We start from the raw sequence: 17,865 nt of genomic DNA on the forward strand, positions 1-17,865 counted from the left end.
GCGAGAAAGGGTTCGATATGATATCGAATCCTTTTTTGTTGCAATTGGCTCAAAGATCAATTCTTGCTAACTTTCGCACTGAAACAGTTTCAAATCTTCAATGAGTCAAATTCCATCTTTACCTAAAATCCATTTTATTTCGATCGGTGGTAGCGTCATGCATAATCTTGCGATTGAGCTTCATTTACAAGGATTCAATGTTACGGGATCGGATGATGAAATTTATGAGCCATCTTCCGACCGCCTGTCTAAACATGGTTTGCTACCATCAAAAACCGGATGGTTTACAGACAAAATTTCTTCGGATCTCGACGCTGTAATTTTAGGAATGCATGCACGGCAGGATAATCCTGAGTTAGCGAAGGCTCGTGAGATGGGGATTAAAGTTTACTCATATCCGGAATATATTTTTGAGAAAAGCCAGAACAAACAGCGCGTTGTTATTGCCGGAAGCCATGGCAAAACAACGATTACGTCCATGATCCTCCACGTTTTGAAATTCAACAAACGGATTTTCAACTATCTGGTGGGTGCGCAGGTCGAAGGCTTTGAGAACATGGTGAAATTATCGGAAACGGCTCCGCTGATTGTGATCGAAGGCGATGAATATTTTACTTCTCCGATAGATCCTACCCCTAAATTCATGCATTACGAGCCGCATATGGCCTTGATAAGCGGTATCGCCTGGGACCATTTTAATGTATTCCCAACCTGGGAATCATATGTAAAGCAATTTGAGCTGCTTGCCGATTCTTTGCCCAAAGCCGGGGCGATCATTTTCGATGAAACGGATGATATGCTCAATGTCATTGGGCAAAAGGAGCGACCAGATGTAATCAGCGAGCCTTACAATGTGCATCCCAATAAAATTGAAAACGGCAAGACGATCCTGATTACTGCTGAGCAGGGAGAAATCCCCGTTCTGGTTTTTGGGAACCACAATATGAAAAATGTCAGCGGCGCCCGGGCCATTTGTGAAAGACTTGGGATTACGGATGAAGAATTTTATCTGGCAATCCAGTCATTCAAAGGCGCTTCGAAAAGACTGGAGTTATTGGGCAGCAATGATTCGGTGAACATTTACCGCGATTTCGCCCACGCACCTTCCAAAGTTGAGGCGACAACTTCAGCATTAAAGGAGCAATTTCCTGAACGTACATTGGTTGCGTGCGCGGAGCTGCATACATTCAGCAGTTTGAATAAGGCGTTTTTGAAGCAGTACAGAAGAAAACTCAAAGCAGCTGACATTGCCGTCGTTTATTACAATCCACTTACTGTTGAACACAAAAGACTTGAACCGATTTCGGAAGATGATATCCGTGAGGCGTTCAAAAGAGATGATTTGAATGTTTTTACGGATTCTGGTGAGCTGGCTGCCTTCTTAGAATCACTGGCCTGGAAAGACACCAATTTACTGTTAATGAGTTCGGGCACATTTGGAGAACTTGATTTTAAAGGTCTGGCATTGGAAATTCTTTCCTAATCACAATTTGTTATTTTTGAAACTACACATAATCTAAATTTCGAAAACAATGCAGTCCATTGTTGTTTATTGCGGTTCAAATGCGGGCAAGAAGCCTGTTTATGCAGAGTCAGCCTACGCGCTCGGTGTTGAGCTGGCCAAAAGAAATATCAAGCTGATTTACGGCGGTGGTAATATGGGGCTGATGGGTCGGGTTGCTGACGGTGCCATGGATAATAATGGCTTTGTAACAGGTATTATCCCTAATTTTCTGGCTAAACTTGAAAATGCACATAAAACGCTTTCCGAGCTTCACTTTGTGGATACGATGCACGAACGGAAAGCAAAAATGGTCTCTATGTCTGACGGCGTAATTACGTTACCGGGCGGATATGGCACTTTTGACGAACTTTTTGAAATACTTACCTGGGCACAACTTCGCATTTTCCAGGGGCCGGTAGGTATTTTAAATGTCAATGGATATTATGATCTGCTCCTTTTACAATTGGATAAAATGGTCGACGAAGGATTTTTACATCCCGACAATCGCAAACTCCTGGTGATGTCCGACGACGCAGCGACGCTGCTGGAAAAAATGGAAATCTACCGTTTGGAAAATCAGGGAAATAAGCCATTGGACAGGTCGTTGTATGTTGATAATAACTAATCACCTCCCTTCAATGCGTATTTTATTCTTAATTATTCTTGTCTGGTCTATTTCCTTTTGTGCCAGCGCACAACTGGAAAACCTTGGGAAAACGGTCAATACAGAGTATAATGAAATAAGCCCTATCATCTCTCCGGATGGTAAAACCGTTTATTTTTCAAGGATAAGCCATCCGCAAAATACACATGGGCCAAAAGGAAGCCAGGATATTTGGTTTTCGGAGTTGAAGAATGATAAATGGACACAAGCCAGGCGCCTTCCTCCGCCATTGAATAAAGAAGATTACAACAGTTTATACAGCATTACGCCGGATGGAAATACATTGCTCGTGAAGGGTTCATATAAAAATGGCGTTTATGAAACCCGCGGTTTTTCTACAAGTAAAAAGACCGCACGCGGCTGGTCCGCTCCGAATAAAATAGAACTACCAGGTTACAGCAAGATCAGTAAAGGGCAGTTTGACTGCGGATATTTGTCTACTGACGGAAAGGCACTTGTTATGTCATTCAGTGAAAAAAAGAACAGCAAAACAGACGATATGTATGTCAGTTTTAAACAAAAAAATGGAGAATGGTCTAAACCGCTGAATCTCGGACCGGAGATCAATACAGAGGAATTCACTGAAACCACGCCTTTCCTTGCTCCTGATGGTGTTACTATTTATTTTTCAAGCGACCGAAAAGGTGGCCAGGGCAGTAATGACATTTATTATAGCAAGCGCATCGATAAATCCTGGAAACGATGGAGCCGGCCGGTTAACCTCGGTGCTGCAATCAATTCCGACGGTTATGATGCTTATTACACGATTTCGGCATTGGGAGATTACGCTTATATGGTTTCGTTTAAAGACACTGAGGGTAAAGGCGATGTGGTTCGTTACAATCTGCGTCCAAAACCTGCGCCTGGTGACACCACTGAGGCCCCTGTTGCTAATATTCCCACCGCAGATCCGGTGGTCATGATCAGCGGAAAAGTGATTGATTCCAAAACCGGAAAGCCTATTGAAGCGACGATCATTTATGAAAATCTTGCAGACGGTGAGGAAGTTGGTACTGCTACCACAAACCCAACAACGGGTGAATATAAAATAGTACTCCCTTATGGTCAAAAATATAGCTGGCGGGCAGTAGCGCCCAACTTCATTGCCGAAGGCGAAAATATTGATCTCAGCGACTCTACCGAAAGCGGAAAAGACAAAGGTTTTAGAGAGATCACAAACAAATTGCTGAAACTGATTCCGATCGAGGAAGGGCAGATTGTGAGATTGAACAATATTTTCTTTGCAACAGGTAAATCTGCATTAAGCAACGAATCATTTCCCGAGCTGAACCGGATCGCCATTTCAATGTCCGAGAATAAAACACTCACCATTGAATTGGGCGGGCATACAGACAACACCGGTAGCGCCGAATTTAACCTCAAACTTTCTCAAGACCGGGCTGATTCGGTAAGGGAATATCTCATAGGAAAAGGCACTGAGCCGGATCGCGTTGCCAGTAAAGGATATGGTGAAACCGTTCCGGTAGCCAAAAATGACACGCCAGAAGGTCAACAGCAAAATCGCCGTGTCGAATTCAAGATTTTAAAAAAATAATAGGCAGCAGGTAGTTAATAAGCCCCAAAAATTTACGCTTACTTTTGAGGTATAAACCACTTTGATATGCTGGCTAAACGTTCTCCTGCTCTCGGATTCATTTTCATAACCTTACTTATTGACGTGATTGGGCTCGGAATAATCATTCCAGTGATGCCCAAATTAATCAGTGAACTGACAGGTGATAGCATCAGTGATGCCTCCAGGGACGGTGGATGGCTTTTGTTTGCCTATGCTTCTATGCAATTTATTTGTGCCCCGATTATCGGCGGCATTAGTGACCAATTTGGCAGAAGACCAGTATTGTTAGCATCCCTTTTCGGATTTGGCATCGACTATATTTTTCTGGCATTTGCGCCTACGCTGGCCTGGTTATATGTCGGGCGGATTATTGCGGGTATATTGGGTGCGAGCTTTACAACAGGGGCAGCTTATATCGCGGACATCAGCACGCCAGAAAAAAGGGCCCAAAATTTCGGATTACTTGGGGCTGCATTCGGACTGGGATTCATAATTGGTCCTGTGCTGGGAGGATTATTAGGCCAGTATGGCGCCCGCGTACCGTTTATGGCTGCCGCAGGATTTTCTCTGCTCAACTGGCTTTACGGCTATTTCATTCTGCCGGAATCGCTTCAACCTGAAAACCGCAGGAAATTTGAATGGTCACGCGCAAATCCGGTAGGTTCTTTACAAAATCTGAAACGATATCCTGTTATTTATGGGCTGATCCTCTCTCTGGGGTTGCTTTACATTGCAATGCATGCTGTCCAGAGCAATTGGTCTTTTTATGTTATTGAGAAATTCAAATGGGACGAGGCAAATATTGGATACTCATTGGGAGCTGTTGGTATTTTGAGCGCATTTGTTCAAGGTTACCTGATCCGGCTAATCCTACCGAAACTCGGGCAGAAGAGAGGGGTCTATCTCGGCTTGCTTTTGTATGCATTGGGATTCTTATTGTACGCATTTGCCACCCAGGGTTGGATGATGTACGTTTTTATGATTCCATACATTCTGGGCAGTATTGCCGGGCCAGCACTACAAGGGATTATTTCAACGCAGGTTTCAGCAAATGAGCAGGGAGAAATTCAAGGAGCGCTAACAAGCCTGCAAAGCCTGACCTCGATTATAGGGCCACCGCTCATGACAAATTTGTTTTCAATCTTCACGCAGCCTGAGGCGCCAATCCATTTTGCGGGAGCACCGATGCTGATGGCAGCAATTTTGACGTTAATCAGTACTTTTCTTGCAAGAAGAAGCCTGAAACGAAATTTTTAATAAAGAAGGATTAGAAAAATAAATACCACCAGCCAGAGCGCGCCGGTGAAATGCCAATACCTTGTCAGCAACTTGATGCGCAGCCTATTGGGCGGATTTACGCTGTACACAAACGAGTCGACATAGGTCCTGTTCTTAACAGCTTTTCTGAAAAGATAGGTCAGATAAAAAACGCCTCCAATAATGTGTAGCAAATGAAGGGCAGTGAGCAGATAGATAAATCCGTGGGACGTACTTGTGCCAATAAATACGCCAGTATTAACCATTTCCAACCAACCTCCTACCTGTAATAAGATGAAAACAATACCTAGCAGAAGGGTTGCTCCTAAAAAAATTCGGTAATACAGAAAACGCTCATTGCTGAACGCGAGATTAGCCTCATGTAAAGTGATGCTACTGAATAAGATAACCAGGGTGCTTAGCCAAAACATGTCGGGTAGCGATACAAGATGCCCTGTGTCCCTATGCATCCGCATTAAAAATATTATAAAAATTGAAGTGAACATTAATGAACTGCCTGTGACACAAAGCCACAACATAAAACCTAGCGGCTCTCGTCGCTTGGTGAAGGGGCTTTCCCTTAATTTGGTTGTTGGCTTGGGACTCATTTCAATTTTCAGTATTTAATACAAAGCGCATCGTCAGGTGAATATAACGACTATTTTTTGCTGAAGGACATATTAAGTAAACATTAAATTTACCTCATATAACCCTGCCAAACGCTGAACTTTGGAAAGTTGGTTTTAAGGTTTTTTTCCTGATCAAAAATGGCATATAATGTTGATCCTGAACCGCTCATTGAGGCATATTCGGCTCCGAGATTGTATAATTCTGCTTTAATGTCTTGTAAGAGAGTGTATTTATTAAAAAGTGTTGCTTCAAAATCGTTTTTCACATGATGTTTCCAGTCCACTACAGGTTTTGATAATAGGGTACGCAGATCCAGTGCACTTTGTTTCGCCTGAACGCCAGCATATGCCTCGGCTGAAGAAATATGGATGCCCGGATTTGCTAAGACAATCCATTTTCCAGCTAAGCTCAGATCAATACTTTCAAATTCATCTCCTTTCGCAAAACAATATGCAGGTTTATTGAGGATGAAAAAAGCACAATCACTACCAAGCCGTCGCGCATAGTTGACCTGCTTTTCAACGGGGATATCGAGGCCGAAGTGTTGATTTAAAGCTTTTAACGTGAAGGCGGCGTCCGATGAACCTCCACCGAGACCTGCTCCTATCGGGATACTTTTAAGGAGATTCAATTTTACAGGTGGTAAATCAAAATCTTGTGTAAGAAGCTGATAGGCTTTTGCACAGAGGTTATCCTGTCCATTTCCAGGTATACTTATCCCATTTGACTCGAAAGAAAAGACCGGCGCCGCTGTGATTTCCAGTGCATCTGTCCATTGAACAGGGTAGAAGCAGGACTGGATATTATGAAAACCGTCTGCCCTTTTTTCAACGATATTTAGGCCAATATTGATTTTTGCGTTTGGGAAGACCAGCATTGCATTCCGAAATTAGACTGCAAATAAACGCATATTATTGTTCCCAGCGCCACTCCTGGCCAATGACCAGCTCTTCTTTCAAGCCTTGCGAAATAAGGAAATCGCGTGTTTTCTCATCCGAAAGTCGTTTTACGGCAATATTTTCTGCATTGGAAAGCGCATATAGGTACATCGTCGCAATGCGTACGGTACTTTCAAGCTGCTCTTTGTTGACCAGGCTAAAATTATCACAATCGGCATGATAGCATTGCAGAACACCCGGCGCCAAATTTCCGGACAAGCCAGCGATTGGGACACCTTCAAGCATAAACGGCTGATGATCGCTGTGCAGTCCCGCCCGATTGACTGTTTCGTTTTTATACGTAGCATCAACATGGTGGATCGCAGTTCCGACAGAAGTGAAAAAATCATTCATTTCATCTCTTCCAAATGCATTTATTCCCTTTGGATCATTGGTCATGTCCAGGTTCATCATATAGCTTACCTTGTCGATGGCACCTGATTTTTTGAGTTCGCTAACAAAATGTTTAGAACCTAACAAACCCTGCTCTTCGCCCATAAAAAGAACGAATTGAACTGTCTTTTCAGGCTTCACTTTGAGGGCTTTAAAAGTTCGGGCGATGTCCATGACAGCGAACGAACCGATACCATTATCAATGGCCCCCGTTGCAAGGTCCCATGAATCCAGGTGGCCGCCGATGATCACTTTCTCGTCAGACTTACCCTTCAATGTGGCGATCACGTTTCTCGCCTTGATCGGCTTGGAGATGTTGTGCATATCGATATGCGCTTCCAAAGGACCTTCTTCCGTAAGCCATTTCCTTACTTCCAATCCACTGTCATTGGAAATGCAGACTGCCGGGATTGAGATCATTGCGCCGGTTACCGAAGCCGTTCCTGTCAAAAGAATTTTGCCAGGCGCACCATTCACCATGATGACGCCGGTCGCGCCATACTTGATTGCAAGAGCTGTTTTTTCAGAGCGGTGAAGATTTTTCTTACCGGTCACTCCAACGAGATTGATATTCGCCATTGCAACCTTGCCTTTAACTTTGTCTTTAATGACTTCGAAATCTTCTTCCAAACCATTACCTACGTCCACGATCTGACCCTGTAAATTCGATTCAACAGGAGAATGGGCAAGAGAAACTACGGGCACATCCCTGAAATTATCGCTGCTTCCAGGTGCTATTGATAAGGTTACTGTGTCACGCATCCAGGCTTCCACTTCAAAAGGCTGATAGGCCACATCTGTAAACCCATAGCTTTTCAGCAGCGTAAATGCATATTCTTCCGCCTTCTCTCCATTTGCACTACCCGTTAGGCGATGCCCGATTTTTTTGGTAGCTTCTTCGAGGGTAACATACGCTTTGCTGTTTTTCCGAACCTCTCCATCTATTTTGGAGAATGGCTTTTCCCATTTCTTTTCGCCAGGACGAAATCCTGCGAAGGACAATATTAACCCACTAATCAAGAAGAATCGTACAACTTTTTTCATAGTACCCGATAAAGGATGTCTGTAATTTAAACTGATTTTCAAATATGGATTGATATTTGACTTTGTGCAAGATATACACAAATAAGGCCTCAAATAGATTCCTTAACGACCAATTATCTTCATTAAAATACAGAATTTTTTCTACACAAAAATTATTTAAAATTTTAATGGAACAACCATCAAATTTTTGCGCTTCTCAATTAAGTGTAATAGTCACACTTAATTCTCTTCATTAGTTTAAATTATTTGTCCAGTTTTGTACTTTTCAACTCTTATCTTTAAAAATTAAAGCATTTTGATCAATATTAATCTCTATAACAATGTATTTTCTTGGGTTTGATTTGGGTAGTTCATCCGTTAAAGCATGTCTGATTCATGCAGATTCAGGATCTGTAATTGCTTCGGCATTTTATCCTGAACGGGAAATGACTATTGCCTCGCCTAAACCTGGTTTCGCCGAGCAGCAACCGGAAATGTGGTGGGAAAATGCCTGCCTTGCTTCAAAGGCGGTGATGCAAAAGGCAGCCATTTCTGCTGATGAAATCGGTGCCATTGGGATTTCTTATCAAATGCATGGATTGGTTGTGATAGATAAAGACATGAATGTGCTGAGACCTTCGATCATTTGGTGCGATAGCCGCGCGGTGGAAGTTGGCAATAGCGCGATGGATGCATTGGGGGAAGAATTTGTCCTGCCACATCTGTTGAATTCACCCGGCAATTTCACAGCTTCCAAACTTGGCTGGGTTAAACAAAATGAACCTGACATATTTTCAAAGGTTTATAAATTCATGCTTCCGGGCGACTACCTAGCCATGCGCATGACCGGTGAGATCGTCACCACACCGTCGGGATTGTCAGAAGGAATTTTTTGGGACTTTGTCAACCAAAGGCCTGCCGACTTCCTTTTCAATTATTTTGGTTTTGACCCGGAAATACTGCCTGAAATACTACCGACCTTCGCTGAACAAGGACGTGTCACACCCGAAGCCGCGCTTTCGTTGGGCCTTCGCGAGGGTATACCAGTAACATATCGCGCAGGTGACCAACCCAATAACGCGTTTTCCCTGAATGTGCTGGAACCAGGTGAAGTAGCGGCAACCGCCGGGACGTCCGGAGTTGTGTATGGGGTCAGTGACCAGATCAAATTTGATGCTCAGTCCAGGGTAAATACTTTCCTTCACGTCAACCCGATTTCTGATTCACCACGTTACGGTGTCTTATTGTGTGTCAACGGGACTGGCAGCCTTAACGGCTGGCTCCGCAATGCGCTGTTTCAAGGCAATATATCTTATCCTGAAATGAACCGACTCGCATCTCAGGCACCTGTCGGCTCCGATGGGTTATTCTGTTTTCCTTTTGGAAACGGTGCCGAAAGAATGCTTGAAAATCAAGATCCGGGAAGCACTTTTAAAGGCATACAGTTCAGCCGTCACGGGTTGAGCCACTACACACGCGCATCTCAGGAAGGTATTGTGTTTGCATTATATTATGGAATGGAAATCATGGAAACGGTCGGTGTTTCGTTAAAAAATATACGCGCCGGAGAAGCTAATATGTTCCTGAGCCCTGTCTTCCGCGAAACATTTGCCAATGTTTCGGGAGCGACGGTTGAACTTTATAATACAGACGGCGCCCAAGGTGCTGCCAGAGCCGCCGGTTTCGGACTCGGTTATTACAAAAACCGCTCGGAGGCTTTTACAGGCCTTACAGCATTACAAACGATCGAACCGCAAACCGGGCTGACGGAAAAAACCAAAGAGGCTTATTTCAATTGGAAACAGCTGCTGGAAACGAACTTGTAAAGGCTTAAACTGATGTTGCTGCTTCTTGCTCCTTCACATATTCGTCCACTTTAAATGCTACGATCTCCGTTACTTTTACGGTTTGATTATCTTTATTTTGATATTTCCGGTAGGTTAACTTGCCTTCAATTACCACTAGCTTCCCTTTTTCCAGGAAAGTCTCACAGCGCTGTGCAAGTTGCCCCCATACCACAATGTTGTGCCAAACCGTATTCTTCACCTCTTCTTTGTTTTTATTCAGATAGCCCTCATCCGTAGCCACCGAGAAGGTCGCTAGTTTGCCTCCTTCATACTCCTTCATAATTATCTCACGCCCCACATTTCCGATTAGTTTTACTGCGTTCATATCTTTCAAAATTTAAGATGATAATGATGTTATGCCGCTCATCGTGAGTCGACTTTACAAAGGTGCACGATCATCAAAATCCGACTCGGTTTTTAATCATTTATAAACATATAGAAACATTTGCAGCCGTTTGCACACGGGAAAGCCGGTTTATGAAACCAACAAATGAATTTATATATTGCGAATGTCTAGCATATGCACACTAAACAAACCCGGAAAGGTTTGGCTAAACCGAAGAAAAATGAAGAATTGCCTGGAATGCGGGAAACCACTGATGGGAAGAGTAGACAAGAAATTCTGCTCTGATATGTGCCGAAATAGCTACAATAACCGGCTCAATTCAGATTCTTACAATTTCGTAAGAAATATGAATAACCAGCTTCGAAAAAATCGCAGGATATTGGAGGACCTTTGTCCGGAGGACAAATCTAAAACTACCAAAAGCATGCTAATCGGAAAAGGGTTTGACTTCAACCTCATCACGAGTGTGCGGCCCACTCTCAAAGGAAGCATTTATCATTTTGTGTACGATTATGGCTATCTCGAATTGGAATACGATTTTTATCTGATCGTAAAAGATAAACGATTGGAGAAATAGATATTTTTGCAAGGATTTTAACTCAATACCGAATGAAAAAAGTAAGCCTCAGTGATTCAGGCCCCAAGGTATCGGAAGCAATTTATGGTTTCTGGAGATGGACAGACGAAGGTGCAATTACAACTTCGCAAATCGAAAAAACCGTCAATCTATGCCTGGAATTGGGCATTAATACTTTCGACCACGCCGATATCTACGGAGAATTAAGCATTGAAGAACATTTTGGGAAGATCATTCACAATAAGTCATTCAAGCGGGAAGACATTGTATTGTTCAGTAAATGCGGGATCCGGAAATCGGATAATAAGTACCTGACTTACTATGATACCTCAAAGGATCACATTATCAATAGCATTAATGGATCTCTTAAGAGGTTGAAAACGGATTACCTTGACATTTTTCTGTTGCATCAAAGCGATTTCTTGTCCGACCCGGAGGAAACGGCGACGGCACTTGCTGAAATTGTAAAATCCGGTAAAGCCAAACATATCGGGGTTGCCAACTTTACGGTTTTTCAGCATCAATTACTCGCCTCATATCTCAGAATACCGATTGTCACCAACCATATCGAGTTGAATCTGATGAATACGTCAGCCATAGAGGACGGAAGGATCGATTTTATCAAACAAAGTTTTAGTAAACCTTTGGCCTGGGCGCCGCTTGCAGGCGGAAAAATATTACATGGTACCGAGGAGAAGGCAGTGCGGCTGCGTGCTAAACTAGAAGAAGTTGGCAAAAAATATGAAGCTAATATTGAGCAAACGGCAGTGGCCTGGCTTATGAAATTGGGGACATTGCCAATCATTGGATCATTATCTGAATCGCGGATCCGCAATGCGGCGAGTGCTTCGGACATAGCGCTGAGCCGGGAAGATTGGTATGAAATTTACCAGGCAACGGGCAAATAGCTTTACTTACTTAAAACAATACGCCATTCATTTCCACTGAAAACCTTATATTTTTCGGAAAAATTACCCATGTTGATCGCCAATGAAAAATTGAGGAGACTATTAAAGTAACCGACATCACTACCCTCTTTCGCCTCTGCGAAAGTATTGACATAGCGAACTTCTCCTTCGTAAATTTTATCGTTTTCCTTGAAAACCGCAATCATAAGCGCCTCTCCAATCCTTACATTTAATTTTTCAAAAAGCGGTTTATCAATATTTGTCCAAACATTGCCATACTGAATATCCAGGATTGGTATGCCTCCTAACACTTCGCCTTTTTCAAAAGTCGGCTTTTGATAGGGGATAGTAACTACTTCTGCTGGCAATTTTTTCCCAACTTCTTTGTAAGAAATCACCTTCGAAGCCAGGCGCGCGCCTGTGAAGGCGTATACATCGCGACCGTGAAAAGTATAGGACTCATTTGAATTTTTACGGCGATTGACCGCCTCATCAATCTCGCGGATTTCCTGAATTCCCATTTGCTCCGCTACCAATGTAAGTGTTCCGTTATCGGGAGTTACAAAGTAATGGCCTGTTTTGGTCAATAGAACTACTGATTTCCGTTGCGTACCGACTCCTGGATCAACAACGGAAACAAAAACAGTTCCTGCTGGCCAGTAAGGGGCTGTTTGCACCAGACGATAGGATGCTTCCCAAATATTGTAGGCTGGGACTTCATGCGTCACATCGTATAATTTAATGTTAGCAGAAACGCCCGCTGCTACCCCTTTCATTGCAGAAACTGCACCATCTTTTAATCCAAAATCGGATTGGAAGACGAGAATGTTGTTCTGGCTAAACGAACTAAGGGAAAAAAGTATCAATAACAAGGTAAAGAGAGTTTTTTGCCTTAAAAAGACTTTTTGATGCATAGCAATACAGAAAAATACAACCATAGCAGCTTCATTAAATCATGATTGGGTTCAAGTCTTCACAAAGTTAAAACGTGGCATGACTTTTTGAAAATTGATTGACAATTCATGATTAATCAAATATAAACCTCACCACCACAATTACATGGCTGTTATCGGAGAGCTCATTAAGAAAGCAATTGAGTTTACAGGACTAATTAAAGGTGATCCTGATCCTGTCGAGGCTCAGAAAAAAGTCCTTCAAAATCTGTTGCAAACCGCAAGATTAACTGCTTTTGGCAAAAAATACCAATTCACAGAAACACTTGAAAGTGAGGACATCATCGCAAGTTTTCAGTCGATCGTTCCTGTTCACGATTACGATAAAATGAATGCCGATTGGTGGCATTATCTCCTGGAAGGACATCAGAATGTAACATGGCCGGGCGGGCAGCAATACTTTGCGCTGAGCAGTGGAACCACCAGCAATAGTAAACATATACCGGTAACCGACGATATGCTAAATGCAATCCGGAAAGCCGGGATTTCAGAAATTACTAACATAAATGCATTTGACCTGCCTGGTGAATTTTTCACGAAACAAATTTTGATGCTTGGAAGCAGTACTAATTTAATTGACAAGGATGATCATAAGGAAGGTGAAATAAGCGGAATAAGCGCCGCCAATTTGCCTGCCTGGTTTGGTGGATTTTACAAACCTGGGCAGGAAATCGCCGGTATGTCTGATTGGGATGAAAAAGTGAAGAAGATTGCAGAACAAGCTGCAAACTGGGATATCGGCTGTATTTCGGGGATTCCTTCCTGGGTGGAATTGATGTTGAAGGAGATCATCAATTATCATAAGATTGATAATATTCATCAAATCTGGCCGAACCTGATGGTCTACACCACCGGAGGCGTTGCCTTCGAACCCTACAAAAAGAGTCTGGAGAAGCTTTTTGCCCGTCCGCTCATTTACATTGATACTTACCTCGCTTCCGAGGGATTTATCGCAATCCAGAAAAGACCCGACACTTCTTCCATGGCACTGTTCCCGGACAATGGTATTTTCTACGAATTTGTGCCATTTAATGGTGATTCGGTGGATGAAGATGGCGTGGTAAAGCCGGGGGCCAAAGTTTATTCTTTGGCTGATGCCGAACAAAATGTTGAATATGTGTTACTAATTTCAACCGTCTCGGGCGCATGGCGGTATATGATCGGCGATACGGTTACCATCACGGATAAGATAAAAGCAGAAATAAAAATCACTGGCCGCACCAAGCATTTCTTAAACGTCGTGGGGTCGCAACTTTCTGTGAACCAAATGAATGATGGTTTGCGTGTTATCGAGAGCGAATATGATGTCGTGATTAAAGAATTTATAGTCGCCGCAGTGCACCGGAATGAAGAATACATTCATAAATGGTTTTTAAGCTGCGACAAATTCCCTGACAAAATCAAAGTCGCCGAATCGCTTGACAAAACATTAAAAGAGAATAACAAGAACTACAATGTGGCGAGAGGCCGGGCATTGAAAGGCGTTGAGGTTGAGTTGATTCCCGAAGAGCTTTTCTACAAATGGAGCGAGGAAACGAAGAAGCTAGGTGGTCAGGTGAAAATTCCCAGGGTTATGAAAGAACCTGAATTTCTGGAATTTGCCGCTTTTGTTGAAAAGAATTTATAAAGTTTTGATTTGTGCCTCTTCGAGCTTACGAACCTGTTCAGTAATGTCGTCAGGTGAAAGATAGAGCCTGGCGATCTTCCGTTTGTATTTCTCCGAAAGGTTGGCGTGATTCAGGATAAAGTTTTTCGTTTGCAAGATATAGCTACCCAGCCCATGATTAACAGCGTAAGTATCGGCTACCCGCTCGGCTTGCTGAACATATTTGGAGGAAAATAAATAACCTAATCCGAAACGGATCATTCCTGAAAGATTTCTGTTCTGGTAATCCATAATGTGCCCCAATTCATGCCCTATCCACCCGACCATAATATCCGGCGGAATCTGATGGATTGGAATTGCGGTGGTGGTCAGCCGGAACAGCGCGCTGATATTGATGTTATATTCTCTTTTCGCTCCGAACATTGTTTTGATTTTGGGCTGTGCCTGCATGACGGATTTTTTGATTTCCCGTTTAAAAACAAAATGAATGCAGGTGTCTTTCAACTCAGGATAGAAGGATAAGGCCTTTAAGACTTCATTTTCTATAATCTTTGGGATTGTCTTGTTGATGTAAAATTGTTCCACGCCTTGATCTACGATTTTCTATTTTTCTAAAACAATTCCCTCATCATCAAGGTGCTTGCCTACATTAAAGGACACAGAATCAAGAATTTCAATGTCACCATGCCAATTAATAATCTTCGCTTCCTGGTTTGGTTCAAAGACAACGACTTTTTGAATGTCCGATAAAACCCATATTACTTTTTCAACGCCAAATCCAAGCAGTTTTTCGGATTTCTGAAAAACATATCCTACCTCCGTAATTCCTTCGGCTTCAATTTCAATGTCAACTTCGACCACTATTTTGGGCGGCACGTCGGCATATTGGGATGAAATCTTATCTGGCGTCAGCACTGCCCTATCATAAATAAGGATGTCTCCCGACATATTCACTTTATGGGCCAAATGTATTCCGGGCTCGCTGGTATGAACGCGATATTTCCTTAGATCAAGAGCCAATAAAAGCACCTGCATTATATATGAAACCAGTTCCGCCTGCAAGCTGCTACTCCCCATGATATCCTCTATTTTTTTCGAACCACTAAGAACTTCACGATATCCTTTGCGGTAATAGATTTTCCCGTCCCATTCTTCGAGAATGAGGGGGTCAGCGTTGAGTAAGTCGTAAGGGAGGTTTTTCTTTTCCCGAATAATCATAAGCTTCAATTTTTCATCAAAGTAAGCAAAATCATTATCCAAGTCAATTCTTCAACTGCTTGGCGTCCAGCTTCCTGATGATCTCCTTTTTACTAAATAACAGTCTCCACACTGCAAATGGCACGTCCTGGCTTTTCATGCATTCTTTGCAAATCAGACTTTCGGCGGTTAGTGGTGCATTATAAACCAACAGCGTGTCGTCAAGTTGCTGAAGATTGTCGCCCGCGGCTGATTTGTTTTTGGCGCTGTAAACATAGGCGTCCAATATTTCGCGTTCCTTAGCAGCCAACTTTGGGTTTTTAAGGTCAGCCATTCCCAGCAATTCTATTTGAACCCCATATTCCCTTTCCAGTGCCGCCACAACCGGGATTTTCGCGAGGTCAGTACAAAGAACATTTGCCTCAGACGGGTTTTTACGCAACTGGTCTTCCAATGATTTCTCAGTGATCTGCGCAATCTTCTTTCCCCATTCATTGGCCGAATAAATAAGTTGCGTATGCGTGACCCGCTTGATTTGTGATGCTTTAATCTCCTTGTTAAGTTCCTTCGTATTCTCCACTCGACTTCCCAAATCGCAGCCAAAAACAACAATAGCCAATGCAATGCCACGAAGTATCTCTTTCATTTTGATCAGATTATATTAAATGAACGTCATTAACAGAATTGTAATTCGCTGTCAGTACAGATTTTGCCGGAATATCCATTTACCTAAAATGCGTATCTTTGTGCCCCAAATCAGTCTTGCCAAAGATATTCAATAAAGATGATCGATAAATTAGAAGCTATAAAAGAACGTTTCGAAGAGGTTTCGCAGCAAATTATACAACCAGAAATTGTTTCTGATTCTGCCAGATATTCCAGAATAAGCAAAGAGTATAAAGATTTGGGAAAGATTGTAGACCAATACGCTTTATATCTGAAGATTCAGAAAGACATTGCGGGTACAAAAGAGCTTATTACGACTGAAAAGGACGAGGAGCTCAGGCAAATGGCCAAAGAAGAGCTGGATGAACTTACACCCAAATTGGAAGAAGTTGAAAGTGCAATCAAGGAATTACTGATACCAAAAGATCCAAACGACAGCCGAAATATCATTCTTGAGGTAAGGGGTGGAACAGGCGGTGATGAAGCAGCCATTTTTGCAGGAGATTTATTTCGTATGTACCAACGCTTTTTCGAAAAAATGGGCTGGCGTTCTTCCATTATGGATTTCACGGAAGGCACCAATGGAGGTTATAAAGAAATTATTTGCAAAGTAGAAGGCGAGGACGTTTATGGAAAAATGAAGTTTGAGTCCGGCGTCCATCGTGTTCAGCGCGTTCCCCAAACCGAATCCCAGGGTCGGATCCATACCTCCGCTGCATCTGTTGCGGTCTTGCCGGAAGCAGAAGAAGTGGATGTGCAAATCAATATGAATGATGTCCGCGTAGATACTTTCCAGTCTTCAGGTGCTGGTGGACAATCAGTAAACACAACTTACTCAGCTGTTCGTCTGACGCATATTCCGTCCGGACTTGTGGTAAGCTGCCAGGACGAACGTTCCCAGCTTAAAAATAAGGACCGCGCATTGGGCGTCTTACGCTCGCGATTGTATGAAATTAAGTTAAAGGAGCACAACGACGCAATCAGTTCCCAGCGCAAATCCATGGTTGGCAGCGGCGACCGTTCGGACAAGATCCGTACTTATAATTATCCTCAAAGCCGCATAACGGACCATCGCATTGGTTATACCGTTTACAATCTCCCCGCAGTTATGGAAGGCGATATCGCTGAATTTATCGAAAGACTGAGGATTGCTGAGAATGCGGAAAGGATGCAGGAAGGGGAGACGGTGTAAACCTATTTCGCAGGATAAAGCTCCGAATATGTCTTGGCTTTATAGGCTTCAAAAGCTTCTTTTTTGTGATGGTCGCCGCCGATAAATGTGATGATCTGATGGAATTCTTTGGCTTTCAAATAGCCGGGCAATGGTTGGATCATATTGAAGTGATCATCCAGGAAAACGGTTGTAGGATAACTGGGTTGGTTATTGGTTAATGCCAATGCGATTTCATTGATCCCTCTGCCACCCTGGGGCAAATATTTAAAATTCTTCTCTCCGAGTTTGATAGCCTCTTTTTGCTCGGCATCCAGCTTCACAGCATAGTAGTTCTTATTAACATAATCAACGACCGCCTTATTTTTAAAAGTCTCCCGGTCCATTACCTTGCACCAGCCACACCAATCCGTAAATAGGTCAATCAACACTTTCCGAGGCACCTTCTGAACCTTTGCGTAGGCTTCTTCAATAGTTAGCCACTGGATTCCCTCAACTGGAATATTAGCAGAATCTGACCGAAAACCAGTCAAGGCCGCCAATGTGATTAGTACAAAAAATGAAGTTGTTGTGAAAGCTTTCATGCTGATTTCAATTTCTTTTCGTAAC

Annotated in this window: 18 protein-coding genes; 9 read left to right on the forward strand and 9 right to left on the reverse strand. The window is 42.9% G+C overall.

Going from position 1 to position 17,865, the window contains the following annotated elements:
- Nucleotides 1-100: 100 nt before the first annotated feature.
- The 4 genes from FHS68_RS23180 (at nucleotide 101) to FHS68_RS23195 (ending at nucleotide 5,001) form a co-directional block, all read left to right on the forward strand.
- A complete protein-coding gene (locus FHS68_RS23180) occupies nucleotides 101-1,483 on the forward strand; it encodes a UDP-N-acetylmuramate--L-alanine ligase (RefSeq protein ID WP_167275582.1) in 1,383 nt (460 codons plus the stop codon).
- 49 nt (nucleotides 1,484-1,532) lie between these two features.
- On the forward strand, nucleotides 1,533-2,129 hold the full coding sequence (locus FHS68_RS23185; protein ID WP_167275584.1) for an LOG family protein: 597 nt from the start codon (nucleotides 1,533-1,535) through the stop codon (nucleotides 2,127-2,129).
- Between the two features lie 13 nt (nucleotides 2,130-2,142).
- Entirely contained in the window at nucleotides 2,143-3,723 is a 1,581-nt protein-coding gene (locus FHS68_RS23190; RefSeq protein ID WP_208408406.1) for an OmpA family protein, read from the forward strand.
- Nucleotides 3,724-3,789: 66 nt separating this feature from the next.
- Complete coding sequence (locus FHS68_RS23195) at nucleotides 3,790-5,001, forward strand: TCR/Tet family MFS transporter (protein ID WP_167275590.1); 1,212 nt, start codon at nucleotides 3,790-3,792, stop codon at nucleotides 4,999-5,001.
- Here FHS68_RS23195 and FHS68_RS23200 read toward each other — a convergent pair.
- From FHS68_RS23200 to FHS68_RS23210, 3 genes are all read right to left on the reverse strand, one after another.
- A complete protein-coding gene (locus FHS68_RS23200) occupies nucleotides 4,998-5,471 on the reverse strand; it encodes a cytochrome c oxidase subunit 3 (RefSeq protein ID WP_229212033.1) in 474 nt (157 codons plus the stop codon). The genes FHS68_RS23195 and FHS68_RS23200 overlap by 4 nt on opposite strands.
- A gap of 227 nt (nucleotides 5,472-5,698) precedes the next feature.
- Nucleotides 5,699-6,508 carry a 4-(cytidine 5'-diphospho)-2-C-methyl-D-erythritol kinase gene (ispE, locus tag FHS68_RS23205; RefSeq protein WP_167275595.1) on the reverse strand — a complete coding sequence of 270 codons (810 nt, stop codon included), beginning with the start codon at nucleotides 6,506-6,508 and terminating at the stop codon, nucleotides 5,699-5,701.
- 34 nt (nucleotides 6,509-6,542) lie between these two features.
- A complete protein-coding gene (locus tag FHS68_RS23210) occupies nucleotides 6,543-8,006 on the reverse strand; it encodes a M28 family peptidase (RefSeq protein WP_167275598.1) in 1,464 nt (487 codons plus the stop codon).
- Between the two features lie 320 nt (nucleotides 8,007-8,326).
- Between FHS68_RS23210 and FHS68_RS23215 the strand changes: the two genes are divergently transcribed.
- Nucleotides 8,327-9,811, forward strand: a complete 1,485-nt coding sequence (locus FHS68_RS23215; RefSeq protein ID WP_167275600.1) for a xylulokinase — start codon at nucleotides 8,327-8,329, stop codon at nucleotides 9,809-9,811.
- A 4-nt stretch (nucleotides 9,812-9,815) separates the two neighbouring features.
- Here the strand turns inward: FHS68_RS23215 and FHS68_RS23220 are convergent, their stop codons facing one another.
- Nucleotides 9,816-10,157 carry a single-stranded DNA-binding protein gene (locus tag FHS68_RS23220; protein ID WP_167275603.1) on the reverse strand — a complete coding sequence of 114 codons (342 nt, stop codon included), beginning with the start codon at nucleotides 10,155-10,157 and terminating at the stop codon, nucleotides 9,816-9,818.
- A 241-nt stretch (nucleotides 10,158-10,398) separates the two neighbouring features.
- On the opposite strand from FHS68_RS23220, the gene FHS68_RS23225 reads away from it, so the two are divergent.
- Together FHS68_RS23225 and FHS68_RS23230 are read left to right on the forward strand one after the other, a co-directional pair.
- On the forward strand, nucleotides 10,399-10,755 hold the full coding sequence (locus FHS68_RS23225; RefSeq protein WP_167275606.1) for a DNA gyrase inhibitor YacG: 357 nt from the start codon (nucleotides 10,399-10,401) through the stop codon (nucleotides 10,753-10,755).
- Nucleotides 10,756-10,787: 32 nt separating this feature from the next.
- On the forward strand, nucleotides 10,788-11,663 hold the full coding sequence (locus FHS68_RS23230; RefSeq protein WP_167275608.1) for an aldo/keto reductase: 876 nt from the start codon (nucleotides 10,788-10,790) through the stop codon (nucleotides 11,661-11,663).
- A gap of 2 nt (nucleotides 11,664-11,665) precedes the next feature.
- On the opposite strand, the gene FHS68_RS23235 is transcribed toward FHS68_RS23230, so the two are convergent.
- Nucleotides 11,666-12,535 carry an SAM hydrolase/SAM-dependent halogenase family protein gene (locus FHS68_RS23235; protein ID WP_229212034.1) on the reverse strand — a complete coding sequence of 290 codons (870 nt, stop codon included), beginning with the start codon at nucleotides 12,533-12,535 and terminating at the stop codon, nucleotides 11,666-11,668.
- A 187-nt stretch (nucleotides 12,536-12,722) separates the two neighbouring features.
- Here FHS68_RS23235 and FHS68_RS23240 point away from each other — a divergent pair, with 187 nt between their 5' ends.
- Nucleotides 12,723-14,243, forward strand: a complete 1,521-nt coding sequence (locus tag FHS68_RS23240; RefSeq protein ID WP_167275614.1) for a GH3 family acyl-acid amido synthetase — start codon at nucleotides 12,723-12,725, stop codon at nucleotides 14,241-14,243.
- On the opposite strand, the gene FHS68_RS23245 is transcribed toward FHS68_RS23240, so the two are convergent.
- The 3 genes from FHS68_RS23245 to FHS68_RS23255 are packed head-to-tail and all read right to left on the reverse strand — an operon-like array spanning nucleotide 14,238 to nucleotide 16,065.
- Nucleotides 14,238-14,807 (reverse strand): hypothetical protein, encoded by a 570-nt coding sequence (locus FHS68_RS23245; RefSeq protein ID WP_310588641.1) that lies wholly within the window; start codon nucleotides 14,805-14,807, stop codon nucleotides 14,238-14,240. The two genes, FHS68_RS23240 and FHS68_RS23245, sit on opposite strands and share 6 nt — an antisense overlap.
- A gap of 18 nt (nucleotides 14,808-14,825) precedes the next feature.
- A complete protein-coding gene (locus FHS68_RS23250) occupies nucleotides 14,826-15,440 on the reverse strand; it encodes a Uma2 family endonuclease (protein WP_167275616.1) in 615 nt (204 codons plus the stop codon).
- 43 nt (nucleotides 15,441-15,483) lie between these two features.
- The gene (locus FHS68_RS23255) at nucleotides 15,484-16,065 is read right to left on the reverse strand and encodes a hypothetical protein (RefSeq protein WP_167275619.1); all 582 of its coding nucleotides are present in this window, start codon (nucleotides 16,063-16,065) and stop codon (nucleotides 15,484-15,486) included.
- Between the two features lie 138 nt (nucleotides 16,066-16,203).
- On the opposite strand from FHS68_RS23255, the gene prfA reads away from it, so the two are divergent.
- A complete protein-coding gene (prfA, locus tag FHS68_RS23260; protein WP_167275622.1) occupies nucleotides 16,204-17,277 on the forward strand; it encodes a peptide chain release factor 1 in 1,074 nt (357 codons plus the stop codon).
- 2 nt (nucleotides 17,278-17,279) lie between these two features.
- On the opposite strand, the gene FHS68_RS23265 is transcribed toward prfA, so the two are convergent.
- Entirely contained in the window at nucleotides 17,280-17,840 is a 561-nt protein-coding gene (locus FHS68_RS23265; protein WP_167275624.1) for a thioredoxin family protein, read from the reverse strand.
- Nucleotides 17,841-17,865 lie beyond the last annotated feature (25 nt).

This window comes from Dyadobacter arcticus (assembly GCF_011762185.1).
GTDB lineage: Bacteria > Bacteroidota > Bacteroidia > Cytophagales > Spirosomataceae > Dyadobacter > Dyadobacter arcticus.

Coding starts and splice junctions, on each gene's coding strand:
- FHS68_RS23180 (WP_167275582.1), top strand. CDS start 101: ATGAGTCAAATTCCATCTTTACCTAAAATCCATTTTATTTCGATCGGT.
- FHS68_RS23185 (WP_167275584.1), top strand. CDS start 1,533: ATGCAGTCCATTGTTGTTTATTGCGGTTCAAATGCGGGCAAGAAGCCT.
- FHS68_RS23190 (WP_208408406.1), top strand. CDS start 2,143: ATGCGTATTTTATTCTTAATTATTCTTGTCTGGTCTATTTCCTTTTGT.
- FHS68_RS23195 (WP_167275590.1), top strand. CDS start 3,790: ATGCTGGCTAAACGTTCTCCTGCTCTCGGATTCATTTTCATAACCTTA.
- FHS68_RS23200 (WP_229212033.1), bottom strand. CDS start 5,471: ATGCATAGGGACACAGGGCATCTTGTATCGCTACCCGACATGTTTTGG.
- ispE (WP_167275595.1), bottom strand. CDS start 6,508: ATGCTGGTCTTCCCAAACGCAAAAATCAATATTGGCCTAAATATCGTT.
- FHS68_RS23210 (WP_167275598.1), bottom strand. CDS start 8,006: ATGAAAAAAGTTGTACGATTCTTCTTGATTAGTGGGTTAATATTGTCC.
- FHS68_RS23215 (WP_167275600.1), top strand. CDS start 8,327: ATGTATTTTCTTGGGTTTGATTTGGGTAGTTCATCCGTTAAAGCATGT.
- FHS68_RS23220 (WP_167275603.1), bottom strand. CDS start 10,157: ATGAACGCAGTAAAACTAATCGGAAATGTGGGGCGTGAGATAATTATG.
- FHS68_RS23225 (WP_167275606.1), top strand. CDS start 10,399: ATGAAGAATTGCCTGGAATGCGGGAAACCACTGATGGGAAGAGTAGAC.
- FHS68_RS23230 (WP_167275608.1), top strand. CDS start 10,788: ATGAAAAAAGTAAGCCTCAGTGATTCAGGCCCCAAGGTATCGGAAGCA.
- FHS68_RS23240 (WP_167275614.1), top strand. CDS start 12,723: ATGGCTGTTATCGGAGAGCTCATTAAGAAAGCAATTGAGTTTACAGGA.
- FHS68_RS23250 (WP_167275616.1), bottom strand. CDS start 15,440: ATGATTATTCGGGAAAAGAAAAACCTCCCTTACGACTTACTCAACGCT.
- FHS68_RS23255 (WP_167275619.1), bottom strand. CDS start 16,065: ATGAAAGAGATACTTCGTGGCATTGCATTGGCTATTGTTGTTTTTGGC.
- prfA (WP_167275622.1), top strand. CDS start 16,204: ATGATCGATAAATTAGAAGCTATAAAAGAACGTTTCGAAGAGGTTTCG.
- FHS68_RS23265 (WP_167275624.1), bottom strand. CDS start 17,840: ATGAAAGCTTTCACAACAACTTCATTTTTTGTACTAATCACATTGGCG.